Raw genomic sequence first — 18,886 nt, 5'->3', positions numbered from 1 at the left:
TGATTGTTTATTTAGGAATAAGCGAGGCGTCAGTGTGCGCTCATCGGTCAGGTGCGCATGAATGCGTTATCGAATCACGAGCGGTTTGATGCCAGGTGCGAATGAATGCGCACCCTACGGGGGGATAAATGTAGGGGCGCCATTTATGGCGACCGGGGGCGTTATTTTCCCTGGCGTTGCATCAGCACCGTGGCACCCAGCATCAAGGTCAGGCTGGCGAAGAGTGTGATGGTGGCCATCGCCATCCCTTGTCCCACCGAACCTTGCTCGAATTGACGCCAGATAAAGATCGCCACCGTCTGCGTGCCTGCGGGTGCCAGCAGCAGTGAGGTCACTAATTCGCGCGAGGCCACAGCAAACACCATCATCATCGCCGCCATTAGGCTGGGGGCGACCAGGGGCAGCACGATCAAGCGCAGAGCCTGCAAGCGTGAAGCGCCATGGACGCGTGCGGCGGGTTCGAGGGTAGGAGCCAGCTGGCGCAATGCGCTACTGACATAGCGTACCGGCCAGGGAAGCAGCAGGCAGCTATAGGAAAGCAGCAGGATAAACATAGTGTTATACGGGGAGACCGGCCAGAAGCCGCGATTCCACAGCAGAATTAAACCGACACCCACCACCACACCTGGCATCGCTGCTGGCAGCAACGCCAATCCATCCATCACCGCCAGCAAACGGGTTTTGCCCTCTGACACGCGCCAGGCAATCAGAAATCCTAGCAGGCCCGTTAACAATGCCGCCCCAAGCGCCAGCCCTATGCTGGTAGAGAAGGCCGCCAGCGCATCACCCTGTTGACTGAATAGTGCGCCGAAATGGCGCAACGTCAGGTTATCCAGATGCAGGCCGCCGGAGAGGGTATTGAGCAGTCCGCTTAGCGTCATGGAGCCCAGTGGCAGAATCACTGCCATCAGCACTGTGAGTACGAAAGGGAGCAACATCAGAGGTAACCAGCGGCCAGCATGGGCTAACTCCTGCACCACGGGTTTGCCATTGACCGCTGTGACGTCGCTACTGCCGGTCAGTTTACGTTGCAGGAACCAGGCCGTCAGTGCGACCAGGCTTAACATCAAGGAGAGCGAGGCTGCACCCGGTAAATCAATGGGCCAGTCTGCCAGTTTGGTTTCGATACCGACGGTCATCAAGGTTAAATGTGCCTGAGTGCCCAGCGCGGCCGGCACGCCGTACTCTTCGATAGCCAGCGTAAAAGCCAATAATACCCCTCCCGCCAACGCGGGTAGCGTGAGCGGTAGGGTCACCTGGGCAAAGGCACGCCATGCTGAGGCACCATGTACCCGGGCAACCCAGGCAAGGCGCTGTCCGCTAGCCATCAGCGATCGCGATACCGCAAAATAGACCACCGGGAAAATATTCAGCGTCATCACCAGCGTCATGCCGGTACTGCTGAACAGCAGGCTGTCGAAGTTGATCCCCGTGAGTTGTTGGAGATAGCCGTTGCGTTGTAGCGCCAGCGTCCATGAGAGCGCCACGATATAGGGCGGTGTCAGGAAGGGGATCAGGAACAGCAGGTCCCACATCGCCGCACAGGGTAAGCGAAACAGGCCGCGCAGTGCGCCGAGCGGTAAGCCCAGCAGCAAGCTACACAGCGCCACACCGCCGCCGATTTTGAGCGTGCCCAGCCACATGGGTACCAGTTGTGGATCTTCAAACAGCGCCGGTAAGGCACTGAAAGCGCCACTCCAGTTCCCCTCACCAAGCTGCGGAAACAGTGCCTGCAGCACAATAAACAGCAGCGGAAGTGCTACCAGCAGCATCAGCGCCAGCAGAATCAATCCATTCAGGGCACGCGACATCATTTACTGTCCGAACAGGGCGCCAAAGCGCTTCAGCACCGCCGAGCGCTCGCTGCTGCCATCGCTATTTGCGGGCAGCAGTTTGATCTCGGTGAACAACGGGCGCTGCGCTTTGATATCGGTACGTGCGGGCATTAACCACGCCTTAGCAACCTGCTCTTGGCCTTCATCCGACAGCACGTAATCGACGAATTTCTTCGCATCATCGGCATGCTGGCTGCTCTTCAGAATCATCATCGGACGCGGTGCGACGACCGTGCCGTTCTCCGGGAAGATCACTTTCACGCTCTCGCCCTGGGCAATGTTGTTATAGGTGACGTAATCCACCGCACCAAACACGGCGGCTTTAGCCCCCTGCAGGACCGGGGTGACCGCTTGGGCATTCGGGCCGCTCATCACCATACCGTTGGCTTTCAGCTGGTCAAACAGCTGCCAGGCTTTTTCGCCTTCACTGTTTTGCAGGCCAATTAACAGGTCGAGTGAAGCGCCCGACAATGCTGGATCGGGTGTCGTCACTTTGTCTTTAAACGCGGGCGCGGTCAGATCCTGCCAGGTTTTGGGTTCCGGCGTACCGCTTTTGGTGTTCCACACAATGCCGAGTGCGGAAATGCCCTGTGCAACATAGTCCGCTGTTTTGAATTGATCCGGTACTTTCGCTGCGTTGGCGCTTTCATACGGCAGCAGCCAGCCACGATGTTGTAAATCTTCTGCGGTATCCCATGAGGCGGAGATCAACACATCGGCTTGTGGATTGGCCTGTTCCGCCTCCAGACGCGCCATCACTTTGCCGGTGGTGGCCTGGAAGATATTCACTTTAATACCGGTTTGTTTTTCAAATCCGGTGGCAAGACTTTTCGATAGCGAGCCCGGACCGGCGGTATACACCGTCAGCGCCTGGGCATCGTTCATCATTATGGCGGAAGTCAAAATCATCGCGCTGATGGCTCCTGTTTTAACTGACTTGAGAGATGGCATTGCGGTCCCCTGAGAGGTGAGTAACGGAAACAATCTGGCCCTGTGCCAGGTGAATAATGCGGTCGGCGAGCGTGTTGGCTTCCTCGCGGTCATGCGTGACATAAACAGCGGTGATGCCCGCGCTGCGCAGCAGATCGGCCATGGTGTGCACCAGGGTTTCGCGCAGATCGCGGTCAAGGTTGGAGAGCGGTTCGTCGAACAACAAAATCGCGGGTTTGGCGACCAGCGCACGGGCAAGGGCAACACGCTGCTGCTGTCCGCCGGATAACAGTGCAGGTTTGCGATCACCAAAATCAGCAAGGCCAACCTGCGCTAGCGCGGCATCGGCCTGTTCACGGGCATCGGCTTTTTTCATGCCACGCATGCGCAGTGGAAACGCCACGTTCTGCGCCACGGTCATGTGCGGCCACAGGGCGTAATCCTGGAACACCATGCCGAGGTTGCGCATTTCCGGCGCATCGCAATGACGTGCAGAGGCAGCGCAGCGATCGCCAATCCACAACTCGCCAGCCGTGGGTTGCAGCAAGCCCGCCAGCAGTTTCAGCAGCGTGCTTTTGCCACAGCCGCTCGGGCCGAGCAACGCAAGGATTTCGCCTGCGGGAATGGTCAGGGAGAGATCGTGCAGAATCGTCAGGTTATTCACTGACCATCTGAGATTTTTCAGTTCGATAGGCACGGCATGCGTCATTGGCCACCTCCTGTGAAGGAGTGGCACTGTGGCACGCGCGCCTGACAGCAAATCAGGAGCATCATAAATTTTCCTTAATACCCAAAATAATTCGGGTTGTAGCAAGGCGGCAAGCGTGTGAATCCCCCGGAGCTGACTGAAGTCAGTGACTGGGGTGAGCACGCGCAGCCAACGCGGCTACGGCACGAAGTATGCCGGGTATATCCTCTTTGGGATTTAATTGCCGGCGAGTGTAAGTGGGCGATATGACGAAATGATGACCATAAATTAGGGCGATCACCGGATGCAGTCGGCAGGAAAAGGCGTATAGTTAGCCTTCTATACAAATATTCAGTCACCCACGAGCGCAATCACTCATGCCTGACCAGCCTGCCGCCGCACCTGAACACGGCCGACTTCGCCTTAACCTTCTGATCCTTTCTATCGTGAAGTTTAACTTCGCCAGTTATCTGACTATTGGCCTGCCGCTGGCGGTGCTGCCGGGCTTTGTCCACGATGGGCTGGGCTACAGTGCCTTCTGGGCCGGTTTGGTGATCAGCCTGCAATACATTGCCACGCTGCTGAGCCGCCCGCATGCCGGACGCTATGCCGATATGTGGGGACCAAAAAAAGTGGTGGTACTGGGATTGGTGGGTTGCCTCATCAGCGGCATCTGTATCCTACTTTCCGCACTCACTGAAGGGCAGGGCGTGCTCAGCCTGATTTTACTGTGTCTGGGGCGCGTGATTTTAGGGGTAGGGCAAAGCTTCTCTGGCACCGGCACTTCACTGTGGGGTGTGGCGCGCGTCGGATCGCTCCATATTGGCCGGGTGATCTCCTGGAATGGCATCGTCACCTACGGGGCAATGGCGATTGGTGCACCGCTGGGTGTGGTGATTTTCCGCAGCGGCGGCTTGCTGCTGCTTTCTGGCATCATTATCGCCATCTGTGTGCTGGCGATTGCGCTGGCGCTGCCGCGTGCGCCAGTGAAAGGCAGCAAAGCCAAACCGCTGCCGTTCCGCGATGTGCTGGGCAAAATTTACGGTTTTGGTTTGATTCTGGCGATGGGTTCTGCGGGCTTTGGGGTGATCGCGACCTTTATCACCCTGTTCTATCAGGATAAAGGATGGGATGGTGCGGCCTTTGCCCTGACGATGTTCAGTGCGGCCTTTGTGGGCACGCGACTGCTGTTCCCCAACGCCATCAACAAGCTCGGCGGGCTGCAGGTCGCCAGCATCTGTTTTGCCGTGGAAGCGGTGGGGCTGTTTCTGGTGGCGGGATCGTTCGACCCGTGGATGGCAAAAATGGGCGCGTTTCTCACCGGGGCCGGATTCTCGCTGGTGTTTCCGGCGATTGGGGTGGTGGCGGTAAAAGTGGTGCCGCAGCAAAATCAGGGTAGCGCATTAGCGACCTATACCGCCTTTATGGATCTGTCTCTCGGCATTACCGGACCGATTGCGGGCTTTATTATGAGTTACGCTGGTGTGTCGTTGGTGTATCTGCTGACCGCGCTGCTGGTGTGCTTAGCGCTGTTCTGCACCCTGAGAATGATCAAGCGTATGCCCGAAGAAGCGAGCGTGGAGATTAAAGAGAATGCGTAGCCGTAATGATTGAAGGAGCAATGTTCGCTGCCTGGCGACAGTATCTCTGAAATAAATGGGTTATGTTGCCAGGTGGCTTGTTGGATCGATGCCGCTCACTTAAGCACAACATAAAATCTTCATGCCCGATGTGCATGAATGTGCCCCTACGAAAACCAGCGTACAATCGTCGTAGGGGGCCATTCATGGCAACCGGTAAGCGCTCAGTTGAGGGGTATCAGGCCTCTTTATTTTCTTTGATATTCCATCCAGACTGCGATTCTGCCCCTTTTCCACCATTGGCCGACTGCTCCCAATACTGGTTTTTGATTTTTGCAGCCTGGAACTGATAGCTGATGCCAATAAGATCGCGCTGTGTCGCTCCGTGAAAAATGACATTGGTGATTAGCACGTCTTCAAGGGTGATGCGGCAGTATTCGATTTGACTCCCGCCCGCTTTGCAAACGGAGACCTCAAGTTTGCTAACGTGTTTACCGTTAGAGAGATAACGCATAATTGCCGGTGTTGCTTTATCAATACTGGCCTGCACGGTGAGATCTCGATACTGAACCTTACCGGCCCCCCCACCGCCACCAACGCCCATATTACCCGGTTGCATGGCACCCCAAGTGAAGGAATCCACATTTATCCAACCTTGATGGTTCGCATCTTGTGATTCACCGGTTATTCCTTCAATCCTTAAAAAAATATCTGTGCTCATAGAGTAATCCTTTCCGTTTTATACAATATCTGATTTAATTCCTTTAATTTCCCGTTCACCTATAGAGGTAATGTTATGGATAACTACTGGGATAATAAAAAATCATCCAGTTATTTCCTCACGATGGCAAATCTGGAAGCGCAGCAGTTATACAACAAAGCGAATGAAGTGTCATTAATTCATCTAAAAAATGGATTCACGCAAATGAATTTCATGAATGATGTGAAGCGATTCATCGAGCATCAGTTAAAAACTATTCGTTCAGTTAATTCCGAGGTAGTTTGTCAGGAATGCCTGACAAATTTGCAGGCAGAGCATAAAAATATTTCCATTCAGGATCAGATGCTGCGTTCTGGTCAGGCTGCACTCCATGCCTCGGTGCAATTTATTAAAAATGATGGCGTTTGGCATTGGATAATTAACGGTGTAGGGATTGTGCTTGGGAGTCTGCAGGTCGTTGCGGGACTCGGAGTGGTTGGTATATCTGCAGCAGCAGGCAATGTTATTGGAATAGGTTTTGGTGCGTTGCTTTCACTTCATGGGTTCAATGGTATTGTCGAAAGTGCGATTAACTTAAAAACAGGAAGGAATGATGCTACTGGACCTTTAAAAAAGATTTACATTGGTGGAGCTGAATTTTTTGGTTTCGACCAGAAAGTAGGAGAGATGGCTTACACGGCCATGGATCTCAGTCTATCGGCCTATGGCATGCTCCGGTTGGTTTTGAAACCTCAGACATACCGCCTTTTCCACTATCTGAGCTCAGATTATGTTAGAGGGATAAAAGATATGAGCCGCTTTAACTTAGGTGTTGAGATTTACAACGACTCACGTGCTTTGAAGTCAATGTATGACAATATGAAGGGCGGTTAATTTTTAAACTTATATATAAATGCCTTATATCCTAGCTTCATTGGCGTCATAAAGTAAAAAATGGGAGCGGTGATGATCATGGCTACCCCATAGCCAAAAAGATAATCACTGCTTTCACACATCAAGCTGTAAGTGAATCCAGTAATGATAATGGCAATAATGATACACGAAATTATAAATCGAACTCGTAACTCACCCAATAATGAAGGATAGGTAGCACCCTCTTTTCCGAGGTATTGTCGCATTGCGGTCAAATCTTTTCCGGTAAATCCACTTTTGACGAGTTCTTCCTCAATCTGGATGCTGTTCATTTTTCATTATCTCCAGCCTGGGAAAGTTTGCGAATTTTCGGCGTCATTGAAATTCCGTAGCCAATACAACCTAATGCAAGAGCGGCCTGAAAAATAGAAATATTCGAGCCTGGATCAGTAACGATATTCAGTAATACTTGTGCTCCCACAGCAAGGCCGCCAATGATGCTCCACCGACGCATTTTTATCATATTGTGCAAAACCTTATCCTTGTCTGCAGGCTTCTGCTTATCCTGTTTCATTACATTCCTTTGTTTGAATAAACGATAACGAGTAATTCTAGAGGCGGGATAATTAGCTGGCAATGTTTTGTGGGGAAATTTCCCCGTGCCTGGCCCACAAAAGAAATAAAAAAAGGCCTCCGACCGAGGCCAACACTAACAAAAGTGTCTTGTTTTAGACACAGATAAGGGTTCGTTTTAGGCCTGCAGCAATTCGATGCTGCGGCGAATTTCGCGTTCAATCTCTTTTGCGCCCCATTTCTCCAATTCGGAGGAGAAGGGCTCAAATGCATAGATGCCTTTATAGCCGAGCATCTCGAGGCGCTTCACCTGCGCCACGCTGTTCAGCACATCGCTGTCGCTCAACATAATGCGTTCTTCATCGGTCAACTGCTCGGTTGGGCGGGTATCCTCCACGCCAGAAAGATGCACCAAACCTATTTGGTTGACGTCAATCTCCTGCGGGAACTCCTGCTCGGCGTTCTCATATAAGTGATGATGGAAAGTATCCAACAACAGCTTAAACGGCACGCCCGCCTGCTTGATCAGCTTCTGCGTTTGCACCGCTGAACGCAGTGAACTCACTGGGAAGCCGAGCGGTTCCACAAAACCTTTAATGCCATATTCGGCAAACAGTGGTGCCAGCTTCTGCATCGCTGCTAACGTCTGTTCCGGCGCAATCGCAATGCCTTCATTGAGCGGACACATCACCAGCGCCTTTGCGCCAATGGCTTTGGCTTCCTGTAGCAGCGCCTCGGCTTTCGCCAGCAATGCCTCATCCGCACGGTTAAACGGGTAGAGCGCGTTTATGGTCTCGATCTCAATGTGGTACTTATCGGTTAATGCCCGCAGCTGCGCCACGCTCAGATCATCGGTTACCTTGCCACTCGACATATCGTTACGTAGCTCCACTTTGCTTAAGCCCAGGCGTTGTACCAGCTGGAAGAAAGTTTCAATTGGGAGCGCAGGCGCAATTTTACGGTTGATACAGAAACGGGTTGGATCGATGGCCATGTGCGGCTCCTGTAATAGTATGCGGGTAAGATGCTGCAAAGAGAACATTTATTTCATTGTTAGTGAATTATGAAATTTAAGATATTGGATCTCACTCGCAAAAATTTCATATTTCGTTTCGCGTAGCATCATGTAAGCGTGATCTCGGTGAGTCTGGAGGGGGCAGATAAGGTTAATGTGTAGGGGGAATAATCGAGCTTGAACGCCTGCCGAGAGAGGGTTACACCCGTATTAGGGCGAAAAGATGAAAAATGCGATCCATGCCGCTAAAAGTAAATTTTCCAAAAAGAAGTATTTGAAAAATTTATTTCATTGTAATAGCTTCATAGCACGCTTTTCGTATTGTCTGATCAGGTGGTGTTGCAGTGTTAACCGACTGCCTGCAGGGAACTTCACATCAAAGAGGCAACGACATGACTATCGTAGGAAACTTTATCGGCGGCAAGATTACCCACAGCGCCAGCAATGAAACTATTCCGGTATATGATCCGGCCACCGGCAAAGTCGTCCGTGAACTGACGCAAAGCACCTCTGCTGAAGTTGAAAAAGCGATTGAAATCGCTCACGCCGCGTTCCCTGAATGGTCTAAAACAGCCCCGCTTCGTCGTGCCCGCGTGATGTTCAACTTCAAAGCGCTGATGGAAAAACATCGCGAAGAGCTGGCTGCGCTGATCGTGTCTGAACACGGTAAAGTCTGGTCAGATGCCTTAGGTGAACTGACGCGCGGCATTGAAGTGATCGAGTTTGCCTGCGGTATCCCACATCTGATTAAAGGTGAGAACTCCCCCACTGTTGGTACAGGCGTTGACAGTTATTCACTGATGCAGCCAGTGGGTGTGGTTGCCGGCATTACCCCGTTCAACTTCCCGGCGATGGTGCCATTGTGGATGTTCCCTATCGCGCTGGCGTGCGGTAACACCTTTATCCTCAAGCCACCGGCGCTGGATCCATCAGCCTCAGTCCGTATGGCTGAACTGCTGAAAGAAGCGGGCCTGCCAGATGGCGTATTCAACGTGGTGCACTCGTCTAACGAAGATGCTGAGCAGCTGTACAAAGCTCCGCGCATCGCAGCGGTGAGCTTCGTCGGTTCATCCGGCGTGGCGGAACACATCTACAAAACCGCCAGTGCCCATGGCAAACGTGTCCAGGCGTTTGGTGCGGCGAAAAACCATGCCATCGTGATGCCGGATGCCGATCTGGATGCCACCGTTAACGCCATCATGGGCGGCGCGTTTGGTTCGGCTGGTGAGCGTTGCATGGCTCTGCCAGTGGTAGTCGCGGTAGGTAACGACACGGCAGATAAACTGATTGCGCGTCTGACGCCGCTGATCAAAGCGCTGCGCGTCGGTCCTGGCATCCAGAAAGGTGCTGAAGAGAACGAGATGGGGCCGGTGGTTTCTGCGGCGCATCAGAAAAAAGTGCTGGGCTACATCGACAAAGGTGAAGCTGAGGGCGCGAAACTGGTAGTGGATGGCCGTGGTATCAAAGTACCGGGCCATGATGAAGGTTACTACGTTGGTGGTACGCTGTTTGATAACGTTACCCCTGATATGGTGATTTGGCGTGAAGAGATCTTTGGACCGGTGCTGAGCATCATGCGTTCAACCGATTTCGACAGTGCGCTGAAGCTGGTGAACAGCCATGAATTCGGCAATGGCAGCGCCATCTTTACCAGCAACGGCCACACCGCACGTGAGTTTGTGCAGAACGTCGAAGCCGGCATGGTAGGCGTTAACGTACCGGTACCAGTGCCTATGGCGTTCCACAGCTTCGGTGGCTGGAAACGTTCGGTGTTTGGTGCGCTGAATGTGCACGGTCCAGATGGCGTGCGTTTCTACACCCGTATGAAAACTGCCACAGTGCGTTGGCCGAGCGGTCAGCAGACGGTTTCTGAGTTCAGCATGCCAACACTGGGCTAATCTCGCTCAAACAAGGAGATCGATGATGTCTTTGATTTCGAAAGCGCAACAGCCAGACAGCAATGGCCGTATCCAGCACGTTACGTCAGAAAGCGCGGGCTGGGAGTACGTGGGCTTTGATGCTTATCTGCTGAAGAAAGGTCAGAGCCTGAAACTGAGCAGCGGTGATAAGGAGCTGTGCCTGGTGCTGGTGGCAGGTTTTGCGTCGGTGAAAACACGCCATGCGGAGTTCCCGAACCTCGGCAAACGTCTGTCGCCGTTCGAGCGTATTCCACCTTACTCGGTGTATGTACCGCATAACGATGAAGTGGAAGTCTATGCGGATAGCGATCTGGAGCTGGCGGTATGTAATGCACCGAGTAAAGGTAACCTGCCTGCTCGCCTGATTGCGCCGGAAGATGTGGGTGTTGAGCACCGTGGTAAAGGACGCAACCAGCGTCTGGTGCACAACATTCTGCCGGACAACAAAGAAGCGGACAGCCTGCTGGTGGTGGAAGTGTATACCGACGAGGGCGCGACCAGTTCGTACCCAAGTCATAAGCATGACCAGAAAACCAGCCCGGACGAAACCTATCTGGAAGAGACTTACTATCACCGTTTCGATCCAGAACCCGGTTTTGCCATGCAGCGTGTTTATACCGACGACCGTTCACTCGACGAGTGCATGGCACCGTATAACCGCGATGTGGTGACCGTACCGCGTGGCTACCATCCGGTGGCGACCATCGCAGGTTACGATAACTACTACCTGAACGTGATGGCGGGTCCGGTACGTTTGTGGAAGTTTACCTGGGAAAAGGATCACGCCTGGGTGAACAGCGATAAGTATCCGCGCAGTAAATAACGTAGCAGGTCGCCATCATGGCGGCGCTTCCGGATAGCAGTATGATTGTCGTAGGGTGCGCAGAGATGCGCACTTTGCAGATCATCGCAGGATATGAATGACAAATGTAAGAAGGGCAGCCAAGTGGCTGCCCTTTTTTGTGCGCGAGATCTGGCGAGGTTACTCGCCGTTGTTGGTGTTATTCAACGCCAAAGAGACCGCCAGCGTCTGCGCCAGGCACAGAGAGGCGACCTGTGAACGGAAACCATCCACCTGCGCTTCACGTACCACAAAACACACATCGCTGAAGGCGGCCAGCGGGCTGACCTGGCTATCGGTGATGGCGATCAGATGCGCACCGCGCTTGGCACCCAGCTCAACCAGTTCCACCGCTTCACGGGCGTAAGGTGAGTAACTGATGGCAATCACCACATCTTTTGGGTTCACCATGCTTAACTGCTCAGTAAACATGCCGCCCAGACCGTCGATCAGGAAGGCTCGGCGTTCCAGATGGCGCAGTGCGTACACCAGATAAGAGGCAACGCTAAATGAACGACGCAGACCTATAATGTAAATGTTCTCGGCTTCATTAAGCATCTTCACCGCTTTATTAAGCTGGTCTGGATTCGTCTGCATCGCCAGCTGCTGTAGCGCCTGGCTGTTGACCATAGTGAAGACGTTAAGGATTTCTACCGGGCTTTCCGGTGAGCTGGCGCTGTCATCTGTGGCGGTTTGACGGAACAGACGAGCGCGCTCGGTGTAGTTCACCGTTTCTTCCATTAGGTGTTGACGGAAAACCTGTTTCATTTCGTTGAAACCACTGAAGCCAAACGCATTGGCAAAGCGGATCAGCGTTGAAGGCGGTACGTCGGCTTGCTGCGCGATGGAGGCGACGGTATCAAAGGCGATGCTGTTGCTGTTATCAAGAATATAACGAGCCACCTGCTTCAGGCGTTTACTCAGCGTCTCATAGCGACGACGTATATCGTCCTGTAACAAGGTGAGTTGGGTTGGATTATTGGTCATTACTTCGGCCCGTTAACAAAAAATATGGCTGGATAATGAGCGCTATAGTACCAGATGGATGGAAAATTTCATTTGTTTGACGTTATCGTGACGCTTATTTCATCGGTTTATGAAATGCCTCACAAAATAAGGTGGTTAACAGCGGGGAGGCAAACGGAGCAGAGGCGGCCTTGTGGGCCACCTCTGAGAGGGCGCATTCATTCGCGCCCCAATGAAGAACATAACCTGTTAGCCGCGCGCTGCGCGCCAGTAGCCGATCAGTCGCAGATAGTTGCCTTTCACCGTCTCAATTAGCGCTTTGTCATCCAGCTCACCGTTGAGCCACTGACGTGAAGGCTGACCAAAGATGGTACGGCCAACAGCAAAACCTTTTACCCAAGGTGCCTGTGCTGCGTCGGCGAAACCGGCTTTCAGTCTCTCTTCCGGTGCGTCGAGGCCGAGCAACAGAATGCCGCGGCAGTGGGGATCGTTCTGTTCGATCAACCCGCTGATGGACTGCCAGCTCTCTGGTGACAGCGGTGGCAGCTTCCACCAGTCCGGCTGAATACCGAGGCTATAGAAGTGGCTCAGCATATCGTAGTAATACGCCTCGTTACGATCCGGATTGCTCTCCGGCAGAATCACTTCCAGCAGCAGTTCGTGTCCGCTCTTGTTACAGCCGTTCCACACGTCGAGAATCAGCTCATCCTGCTCTTTACGCAGTTCGGCGCTGTCGTGCGGATGGTAGAACACCAGACACTTCACCACGTGCTCTGCGGGCCAGTCGACCAGCTGTGAGCCGATATTGCCGTGCTCCAGGCGTAGAGGGCGCGAACTTGGTAGTTCGATCGGGCGGCCAATCCACCAGTTTTTGCCGGTAATCGCATTCAGCGCTTTCTGACCGTAGGTGGTATCCGCCAGAATGCCGCTTTTCTCATTTAAACCGGCCTCGTTTGCCGCTTCTTGTGCTGCCTGCAATAGCAACAGTTTCAGCTGCGGGATCAGGTCTTCGCTCACACCGGCTTCGCGCGCCATATCGGCCAACTGCTTACGGTGGTCAAAAGCGAATACGTTCAGCTCTGGCCACTGCTGCTTACGTGTGGTGACGCGATGCAGGTGGTTCAGTCGTGCATCCAGATCCGGACGTTTCACGTCTTTGTCGCGGCTGAGGAAATCGTCCAACTCTTCTTTGGTTGGCATCGCAGGGGCGCAACCGTGGCGTGAGACCACCAAAGCGCCACAGGCATTGGCGTAACGGCAAGCCTGCTCCCAGCTCTCATCATTCAACCAGCCACGCAGCAGGCCAGACATAAAGGCATCACCTGCGCCCAGCACGTTCAAGACTTCGACGCGCACGCCGGTTTGTAGCTTGGTTTGCTCCCAGCTATCCGGGATATCCCCTTCGAACACCACACAACCCAGTGGGCCGCGTTTGCACACCAGGGTGGCTTTGCTCGCCTGACGTACATTTTTCAGTGCGGTCAGTGTATCGGTGCTGCCACCGGCAATATGGAACTCTTCTTCCGTTCCTACCACTAAATCGAAATAGTGCAGCACTTCCTGCAGTTGTTTAGTCACTTCACCAGACTCAACAAAACGGGTTTCGCCGTCGCCGAGTGAGGTCAGACCCCACAGCACGGGGCGATAATCGATATCCAGTGCGGTACGCAGCCCATTACGTTTGGCGATATCCAGCGCTTTCAGTACTGCTGCGCGTGTTTGCGGATGCGAAAGATGCGTACCGGTCACCGCGACAGCGCGAGAAGAGGTAATGAACTCTTCTTTAATGTCTTCCGGCACCAGGCCCATATCGGCACAGTTGTCGCGGTAGAAAATCAGTGGGAAGGTGTCCTCATCCTTAATACCGAGGATCACTAATCCGGTCAGACGGTTTTTATCGGTGATCAACCCCTCGGTGTTACAACCCACGCGTTGCAGTTCTTCACGCAGAAAACGGCCGTTGTGTTCATCCCCTACGCGCGCCAACATGGCCGATTTCAGGCCCTGAATGGCCGTACCGTATGCCACGTTGCCAGAGGACCCGCCCAGATACTTATTAAAGCTGGTCATATCTTCCAAGCGTGATCCGATTTGCTGACCGTAGAGGTCGACGGCGATGCGTCCAATACAAATCACATCAAGCCGTTTCTGTTGTGTACTCATACCTATTGTTTCCTTCTGTGATAAGCAGACACTGCGGGCGATGCCGCCCTACATCGAGCGCTATGCTTCCGGGTTCTCAAGGTGCCTGATTGGCTTTGGTGGCAGTATGAGGAATAAAAATTCCAAATACAATATGAAATGAAACATTCATCGCGATTTTGTGAGCCAGGTAAAACTCTGGCCTGTGCGGGATTAAGGTATCCCCTAGAGTGTGAGTTTCGCGGATGCTCTGGCTTGTGAGCCAGGTCGCAGGAAACTCAGCAGAAATAAAGGAAGCTACTGAAGTGAAATGAAATTTCTTTATTATCCTTAAATGACAACTTGCTGTTCCACTTCCTTCCTTATTGCCATGGCACTGGCCCGCGTTTCATCTCCGAATTTGATCTCCATCGCAAAATGAAATGTTTCTTCTGTAATCGTGTTTAATGAAAAAAATATTTGTTTATAATCGCCACACGTTTCACTTATCCGCGGGTGCCATTTATGGCAGCGAAACCCGAACCGCGTTGTACTCATCCTCTGAGTACCAGCAAGTAAAGGAAGAAGCATATGGGCACAATCAGACTTACCACGGCACAGGCGCTGGTGAAATTTCTTGATAACCAGTACCTGAACGTTGACGGCGTTGAAACCAAATTTGTGAAAGGCATTTTCGCCATTTTCGGTCACGGCAACGTGTTGGGACTGGGACAGGCGCTGGAACAAGACAGCGGCGATCTGGTCGTGCATCAAGGGCGTAACGAACAGGGCATGGCGCATGCGGCGATTGGTTTTGCCAAACAATCACTGCGCCGCCAGATCATTGCCTGTACGTCTTCTGTGGGACCTGGCGCGGCGAACATGATTACCGCTGCTGCCACCGCGACCGCTAACCGTATTCCTTTACTGCTGCTGCCTGGCGATGTTTTCGCTACGCGTCAGCCCGATCCCGTATTGCAGCAGATTGAGCAGAGCCACGATCTCAGCATCAGTACTAACGACGCCTTCCGTGCAGTGAGCAAATATTGGGACCGCGTGAGCCGTCCAGAGCAGCTGATGACGGCCTGTATTAACGCCTTGCGCGTACTGACCGACCCAGCCGAAACCGGTGCAGTGACGATTGCACTGCCGCAGGATGTGCAAGGTGAGGCTTGGGACTTCCCGGAATACTTCTTCCAAAAGCGTGTGCATCGTCTGGACCGTCGTCTGCCGACAGCGGCACAGTTGGAAGATGCGCTGGCGCTGATTGCGCGTAAACATAAACCGCTGATCATTGTGGGCGGTGGCCTGAAGTATTCAGACGCGGGCGCTGCGCTGCTGAAATTTGCTGAGCGTTTTAATATTCCGTTCGCGGAAACCCAGGCGGGTAAAGGCACCATCGTTTCTGACCATCCATTGAATGTCGGTGGTGTGGGTGAAACCGGATGTCTGGCGGCAAACCTGTTGGCGAAAGAAGCCGACCTGGTGATCGGTATTGGCACGCGTTACACCGACTTCACCACCGCGTCGAAATGGATTTTCCAGAATCCAGAAGTAAGTTACCTGAACCTCAATGTCAGCAATTTTGACAGCTACAAACTGGATGCAGTGCAGCTATTAGCGGATGCGCGTGAAGGTCTGACGGCGCTGGAAAGCGGCCTGAAGGGCTTTGAAAACCATTGGGGCGGCCAGATTGAGCAGGCACAAAGCAAACTGTTGAAAGAGACGCAGCGCGTTTATGCCGCCACCTATAACACTGACGATTTCATTCCAGAAATCGCCGATCACATCGACCGTGAAGCGCTGTTTGCTGAGTTCGAGCGCCTGACCAATTCGGTGCTGACGCAGAGCAGCGTGCTGGGCACCTTAAACGAGCAACTCCCAAAGGATGCAGTGATTGTCGCGGCAGCGGGCAGTCTGCCGGGCGACCTGCAGCGCATGTGGCGTACCAAAGATTACAACTCGTACCACGTTGAGTACGGCTATTCGTGTATGGGCTATGAAGTCAACGCCGCGCTGGGCGTGAAGCTGGCACAGCCGCAGCGTGAAGTCTATGTCATGGTCGGTGACGGCTCGTTCATGATGTTGCACTCCGAGCTGGTGACCTCGATTCAGGAAGGAGCCAAAATCAACGTAGTACTGCTGGATAACATGACCAACGGCTGTATCAACAACCTGCAGATGGAACACGGTATGGACAGCTTCACCACCGAGTTCCGCTTCCGTAACCCGGAAGGTGGCAAGTTGGATGGCGGTTTTGTTCCGGTGGATTTCGCTGCGATTGCAGGCGGTTATGGTTGCAAAACTTACCGCATCACCACCTTGGAACAGTTAGAAGCCGCGCTGATTGACGCACAGAAGCAAACCGTTTCAGTGCTGTTCGACATTAAAGTGCTGCCAAAAACCATGATCCACAAATACTTCAGCTGGTGGCACGTCGGTGTGGCTCAGACCTCAACATCAGAGCGCACGCAGGAAGTAGCAGACAAGCTTAACGTGCATATCGAACAAGCGCGTAAGTACTAACACCCTTTTTAGGCCGGCGTTCGTCGGCCTTGATTGACTCTTTATACCCAAAATAATTCGAGATGCAGGAATGCGGCCAACGAGATGATCCCGATGAGCGGTTAAGTCAATGAATCGGGTTAACGAGAGCAGCCAACGCATCTGCATCTTGAAGTATGAAGGGGATACTTATCCGACTCTACAGGTGTAATTATGACGCTCAAACTCGGTGTAATTGGTACCGGTGCAATTGGTCAAGACCACATTCGTCGCTGCAACAATGTGTTGCAGGGCGCGAAGGTGGTGGCGGTTTCAGATATCAACGTGGAAGGAGCCCGTGCGGCGCTGCAGCGTTTAAATATCGAAGCTGAGGTGTATCAGGATGGCCATCAGGTGATTAACTCGCCGAACGTGGATGCCATTCTGGTGACGTCATGGGATCCGACCCACGAAGAGTTCACGCTGGCCGCGATTGCTGCCGGTAAGCCGGTATTTTGCGAGAAGCCACTGGCGATGAGCGCCGACGGCTGCCGTCGCATCGTCGATGCTGAAATCAAATATGGTAAACGTTTGGTGCAGGTGGGCTTTATGCGCCCTTACGACTCGGGCTATCGCGCGCTGAAGAAGGTGATCACTGACGGTGAAATCGGCGAGCCGCTGATGCTGCACTGTGCGCACCGTAACCAGAGCGTCGGTGAAAATTACACCACGGATATGGCGATCACCAACACCCTGATTCACGAGCTGGACGTTCTGCGCTGGCTGACCGAAGACGATTATAAATCGGTGCAGGTGGTGTTCCCGCGTTCCACCTCGAAGACCCACGCCAAATTGAAAGATCCGCAAATTGTGCTGTTCGAAACGCAAAAGGGCATTCGTATCGATGTCGAGATCTTCGTGAACTGTGCTTATGGCTATGACATTCAGTGTGAAGTGGTGGGCGAAGAGGGCATTGCCAAACTGCCTGAGCCTTCATCCATTCAAATGCGCAAAAACGCGCGTCTTGGCAATGCGCTGCTCACCGACTGGAAAGACCGTTTCATCGAAGCCTATGACGTCGAGCTGCAAGCTTTCATCAATGACGCCACGGCGGGCAAGCTCACTGGACCTTCCGCCTGGGATGGTTTTGCTGCTTCCGTTGCGGCGGATGCCTGCCATAAAGCCCAGAAAAGCGGTGCCATTGAACCGGTAGTCATGCCAGAGCGTCCGGATTTTTACGCCAAATAACTGAGCCCGTGGGCTAACACTTCTCTCAGAATCAGGGAATTGAAATGAACAAAGACAATGTAAAACTGGCGATTGCGCCAATCGGCTGGACCAACGATGACATGCCAGAGCTGGGCAGCGAAAACACCTTCCAGCAGACGGTAAGCGAAATGGCGTTGGCAGGTTTCACCGGCAGTGAAGTCGGCAGTAAATACCCGAAAGATCCCGCAGTGTTGAAACCGATGTTGGATATTCGTGGTATCCAAATCTGCAATGCCTGGTTCAGCACTTTCTTCGCCAACGGTGACAAGGCGAAAACCATCGACGAGTTCACCAATCACATGAACTTCCTGCACGCGATGGGCGCGCGCGTGATTGGCTGCTCTGAGCAGAGTAAAAGTATTCAGGGCACCACGCTGGCGGTGCTGGAGCAGAAGCCGATCTTCACTGATGAAGAGTGGCGTCTGACGGCTGAAGGCTACAACGAGTTGGCGGAGATCGCCGCGAAGAAAGGTATGCGCGTTACACTGCACCATCACATGGGCACCGGCATTCAGACACCAGCAGAAATCGATCGCTTTATGGAATCGACCAATGAGAACGTCGGCCTGTTGTATGACACTGGCCACATCTACTACTCCGAAGGTTCACAGCAGGTGATGCTGGATGTGCTGACCAAATATCTGCCACGTATCTTCCATGTGCATTTAAAAGATGTGCGTGACAGCGTGGTGGCAGAAGTGCGTCAGAAATCACTCTCCTTCCTGGACGGCGTGAAGAAAGGCACCTTTACTGTGCCGGGCGACGGCGTGATTGATTTCAAACCAGTGTTCAAAATCCTCGATGATTACGGCTATAAAGGCTGGATGGTGGTGGAAGCGGAGCAGGATCCGGCGCTGGCCAATCCGTTCGAATATGCGGTGAAAGCACGTAAATATATTCGCGAGAATACGGGGCTGTAAGATCAACTGCGCGCGATTCATCGCGCTCTTTTGACCTTCAGACATAAAAATCTATGGTCACCTCCATTTTTGCAACCCTGATTTTGATTAATGACGAGAGGCTTGCTTAAATCTATACGGCGTCTGATGGGATATTGTCCCGCGCCACGATGAAGTTCGCACCTGTGGAACC

At 53.0% G+C, this 18,886-nt stretch carries 16 protein-coding genes; 7 read left to right on the top strand and 9 right to left on the bottom strand.

Translation table 11 applies throughout. The features are described from left to right. Positions 1-161: 161 nt before the first annotated feature. From F3J38_RS22005 to F3J38_RS21995, 3 genes are read right to left on the bottom strand one after another with little or no spacing between them, the layout of a single operon-like run. Positions 162-1,814, bottom strand: coding sequence for an ABC transporter permease (locus tag F3J38_RS22005; RefSeq protein ID WP_205298372.1), 1,653 nt, complete (start codon positions 1,812-1,814; stop codon positions 162-164). Next, positions 1,815-2,786: an ABC transporter substrate-binding protein gene (locus F3J38_RS22000; RefSeq protein ID WP_205298371.1), complete on the bottom strand. Its 972-nt coding sequence runs from the start codon at positions 2,784-2,786 to the stop codon at positions 1,815-1,817. Continuing rightward, positions 2,764-3,474 (bottom strand): ABC transporter ATP-binding protein, encoded by a 711-nt coding sequence (locus F3J38_RS21995; protein ID WP_167142053.1) that lies wholly within the window; start codon positions 3,472-3,474, stop codon positions 2,764-2,766. The genes F3J38_RS22000 and F3J38_RS21995 overlap by 23 nt, the downstream gene beginning before the upstream one ends. Before the next feature lie 356 nt (positions 3,475-3,830). On the opposite strand from F3J38_RS21995, the gene F3J38_RS21990 reads away from it, so the two are divergent. Next, a complete protein-coding gene (locus F3J38_RS21990) occupies positions 3,831-5,054 on the top strand; it encodes an MFS transporter (protein WP_167142050.1) in 1,224 nt (407 codons plus the stop codon). 217 nt (positions 5,055-5,271) lie between these two features. On the opposite strand, the gene F3J38_RS21985 is transcribed toward F3J38_RS21990, so the two are convergent. Beyond that, positions 5,272-5,754, bottom strand: a complete 483-nt coding sequence (locus F3J38_RS21985) for an Hcp family type VI secretion system effector (protein ID WP_167142047.1) — start codon at positions 5,752-5,754, stop codon at positions 5,272-5,274. 75 nt (positions 5,755-5,829) lie between these two features. On the opposite strand from F3J38_RS21985, the gene F3J38_RS21980 reads away from it, so the two are divergent. Then, positions 5,830-6,627, top strand: a complete 798-nt coding sequence (locus F3J38_RS21980; RefSeq protein ID WP_167142044.1) for a DUF4225 domain-containing protein — start codon at positions 5,830-5,832, stop codon at positions 6,625-6,627. On the opposite strand, the gene F3J38_RS21975 is transcribed toward F3J38_RS21980, so the two are convergent. From F3J38_RS21975 to F3J38_RS21965, 3 genes are all read right to left on the bottom strand, one after another. After that, positions 6,624-6,938 carry a hypothetical protein gene (locus F3J38_RS21975; protein ID WP_167142040.1) on the bottom strand — a complete coding sequence of 105 codons (315 nt, stop codon included), beginning with the start codon at positions 6,936-6,938 and terminating at the stop codon, positions 6,624-6,626. The genes F3J38_RS21980 and F3J38_RS21975 overlap by 4 nt on opposite strands. Next, positions 6,935-7,180, bottom strand: coding sequence for a hypothetical protein (locus F3J38_RS21970; RefSeq protein ID WP_167142037.1), 246 nt, complete (start codon positions 7,178-7,180; stop codon positions 6,935-6,937). Before F3J38_RS21970 ends, F3J38_RS21975 begins: the two co-directional genes overlap by 4 nt. Before the next feature lie 177 nt (positions 7,181-7,357). Continuing rightward, positions 7,358-8,173: a TIM barrel protein gene (locus tag F3J38_RS21965; protein ID WP_167142034.1), complete on the bottom strand. Its 816-nt coding sequence runs from the start codon at positions 8,171-8,173 to the stop codon at positions 7,358-7,360. 413 nt (positions 8,174-8,586) lie between these two features. Between F3J38_RS21965 and F3J38_RS21960 the strand changes: the two genes are divergently transcribed. Together F3J38_RS21960 and iolB are read left to right on the top strand one after the other, a co-directional pair. Continuing rightward, a complete protein-coding gene (locus F3J38_RS21960; RefSeq protein WP_167142032.1) occupies positions 8,587-10,092 on the top strand; it encodes a CoA-acylating methylmalonate-semialdehyde dehydrogenase in 1,506 nt (501 codons plus the stop codon). A 25-nt stretch (positions 10,093-10,117) separates the two neighbouring features. Further along, entirely contained in the window at positions 10,118-10,936 is an 819-nt protein-coding gene (gene iolB, locus F3J38_RS21955) for a 5-deoxy-glucuronate isomerase (RefSeq protein WP_167142290.1), read from the top strand. A gap of 159 nt (positions 10,937-11,095) precedes the next feature. Here the strand turns inward: iolB and F3J38_RS21950 are convergent, their stop codons facing one another. Together F3J38_RS21950 and F3J38_RS21945 are read right to left on the bottom strand one after the other, a co-directional pair. Next, positions 11,096-11,941, bottom strand: a complete 846-nt coding sequence (locus tag F3J38_RS21950) for a MurR/RpiR family transcriptional regulator (protein WP_167142029.1) — start codon at positions 11,939-11,941, stop codon at positions 11,096-11,098. A gap of 228 nt (positions 11,942-12,169) precedes the next feature. Then, positions 12,170-14,083: a bifunctional 5-dehydro-2-deoxygluconokinase/5-dehydro-2-deoxyphosphogluconate aldolase gene (locus tag F3J38_RS21945; protein WP_167142026.1), complete on the bottom strand. Its 1,914-nt coding sequence runs from the start codon at positions 14,081-14,083 to the stop codon at positions 12,170-12,172. Positions 14,084-14,632: 549 nt separating this feature from the next. On the opposite strand from F3J38_RS21945, the gene iolD reads away from it, so the two are divergent. From iolD to iolE, 3 genes are all read left to right on the top strand, one after another. Beyond that, positions 14,633-16,567 carry a 3D-(3,5/4)-trihydroxycyclohexane-1,2-dione acylhydrolase (decyclizing) gene (gene iolD, locus F3J38_RS21940; RefSeq protein ID WP_167142023.1) on the top strand — a complete coding sequence of 645 codons (1,935 nt, stop codon included), beginning with the start codon at positions 14,633-14,635 and terminating at the stop codon, positions 16,565-16,567. 192 nt (positions 16,568-16,759) lie between these two features. Continuing rightward, a complete protein-coding gene (gene iolG, locus F3J38_RS21935) occupies positions 16,760-17,773 on the top strand; it encodes a bifunctional inositol 2-dehydrogenase/D-chiro-inositol 1-dehydrogenase (RefSeq protein WP_167142020.1) in 1,014 nt (337 codons plus the stop codon). A 44-nt stretch (positions 17,774-17,817) separates the two neighbouring features. Beyond that, on the top strand, positions 17,818-18,714 hold the full coding sequence (iolE, locus tag F3J38_RS21930) for a myo-inosose-2 dehydratase (protein WP_167142017.1): 897 nt from the start codon (positions 17,818-17,820) through the stop codon (positions 18,712-18,714). The last annotated feature ends 172 nt before the right edge of the window (positions 18,715-18,886 follow it).

This window comes from Candidatus Pantoea formicae, assembly GCF_011752625.1.
In the GTDB taxonomy this organism is placed as follows: Bacteria; Pseudomonadota; Gammaproteobacteria; order Enterobacterales; family Enterobacteriaceae; genus Pantoea; species Pantoea formicae.
The sequence above is the reverse complement of the archived record's forward strand: the minus strand, read 5'-3'. Positions and strand labels throughout refer to the sequence as shown.

What these genes read in the sequence shown, in the direction of transcription:
- F3J38_RS22005 (WP_205298372.1), bottom strand. Translation starts at nt 1,814, where the DNA reads ATGATGTCGCGTGCCCTGAATGGATTGATTCTGCTGGCGCTGATGCTG.
- F3J38_RS22000 (WP_205298371.1), bottom strand. Translation starts at nt 2,786, where the DNA reads ATGCCATCTCTCAAGTCAGTTAAAACAGGAGCCATCAGCGCGATGATT.
- F3J38_RS21995 (WP_167142053.1), bottom strand. Translation starts at nt 3,474, where the DNA reads ATGACGCATGCCGTGCCTATCGAACTGAAAAATCTCAGATGGTCAGTG.
- F3J38_RS21990 (WP_167142050.1), top strand. Translation starts at nt 3,831, where the DNA reads ATGCCTGACCAGCCTGCCGCCGCACCTGAACACGGCCGACTTCGCCTT.
- F3J38_RS21985 (WP_167142047.1), bottom strand. Translation starts at nt 5,754, where the DNA reads ATGAGCACAGATATTTTTTTAAGGATTGAAGGAATAACCGGTGAATCA.
- F3J38_RS21980 (WP_167142044.1), top strand. Translation starts at nt 5,830, where the DNA reads ATGGATAACTACTGGGATAATAAAAAATCATCCAGTTATTTCCTCACG.
- F3J38_RS21975 (WP_167142040.1), bottom strand. Translation starts at nt 6,938, where the DNA reads ATGAACAGCATCCAGATTGAGGAAGAACTCGTCAAAAGTGGATTTACC.
- F3J38_RS21970 (WP_167142037.1), bottom strand. Translation starts at nt 7,180, where the DNA reads ATGAAACAGGATAAGCAGAAGCCTGCAGACAAGGATAAGGTTTTGCAC.
- F3J38_RS21965 (WP_167142034.1), bottom strand. Translation starts at nt 8,173, where the DNA reads ATGGCCATCGATCCAACCCGTTTCTGTATCAACCGTAAAATTGCGCCT.
- F3J38_RS21960 (WP_167142032.1), top strand. Translation starts at nt 8,587, where the DNA reads ATGACTATCGTAGGAAACTTTATCGGCGGCAAGATTACCCACAGCGCC.
- iolB (WP_167142290.1), top strand. Translation starts at nt 10,118, where the DNA reads ATGTCTTTGATTTCGAAAGCGCAACAGCCAGACAGCAATGGCCGTATC.
- F3J38_RS21950 (WP_167142029.1), bottom strand. Translation starts at nt 11,941, where the DNA reads ATGACCAATAATCCAACCCAACTCACCTTGTTACAGGACGATATACGT.
- F3J38_RS21945 (WP_167142026.1), bottom strand. Translation starts at nt 14,083, where the DNA reads ATGAGTACACAACAGAAACGGCTTGATGTGATTTGTATTGGACGCATC.
- iolD (WP_167142023.1), top strand. Translation starts at nt 14,633, where the DNA reads ATGGGCACAATCAGACTTACCACGGCACAGGCGCTGGTGAAATTTCTT.
- iolG (WP_167142020.1), top strand. Translation starts at nt 16,760, where the DNA reads ATGACGCTCAAACTCGGTGTAATTGGTACCGGTGCAATTGGTCAAGAC.
- iolE (WP_167142017.1), top strand. Translation starts at nt 17,818, where the DNA reads ATGAACAAAGACAATGTAAAACTGGCGATTGCGCCAATCGGCTGGACC.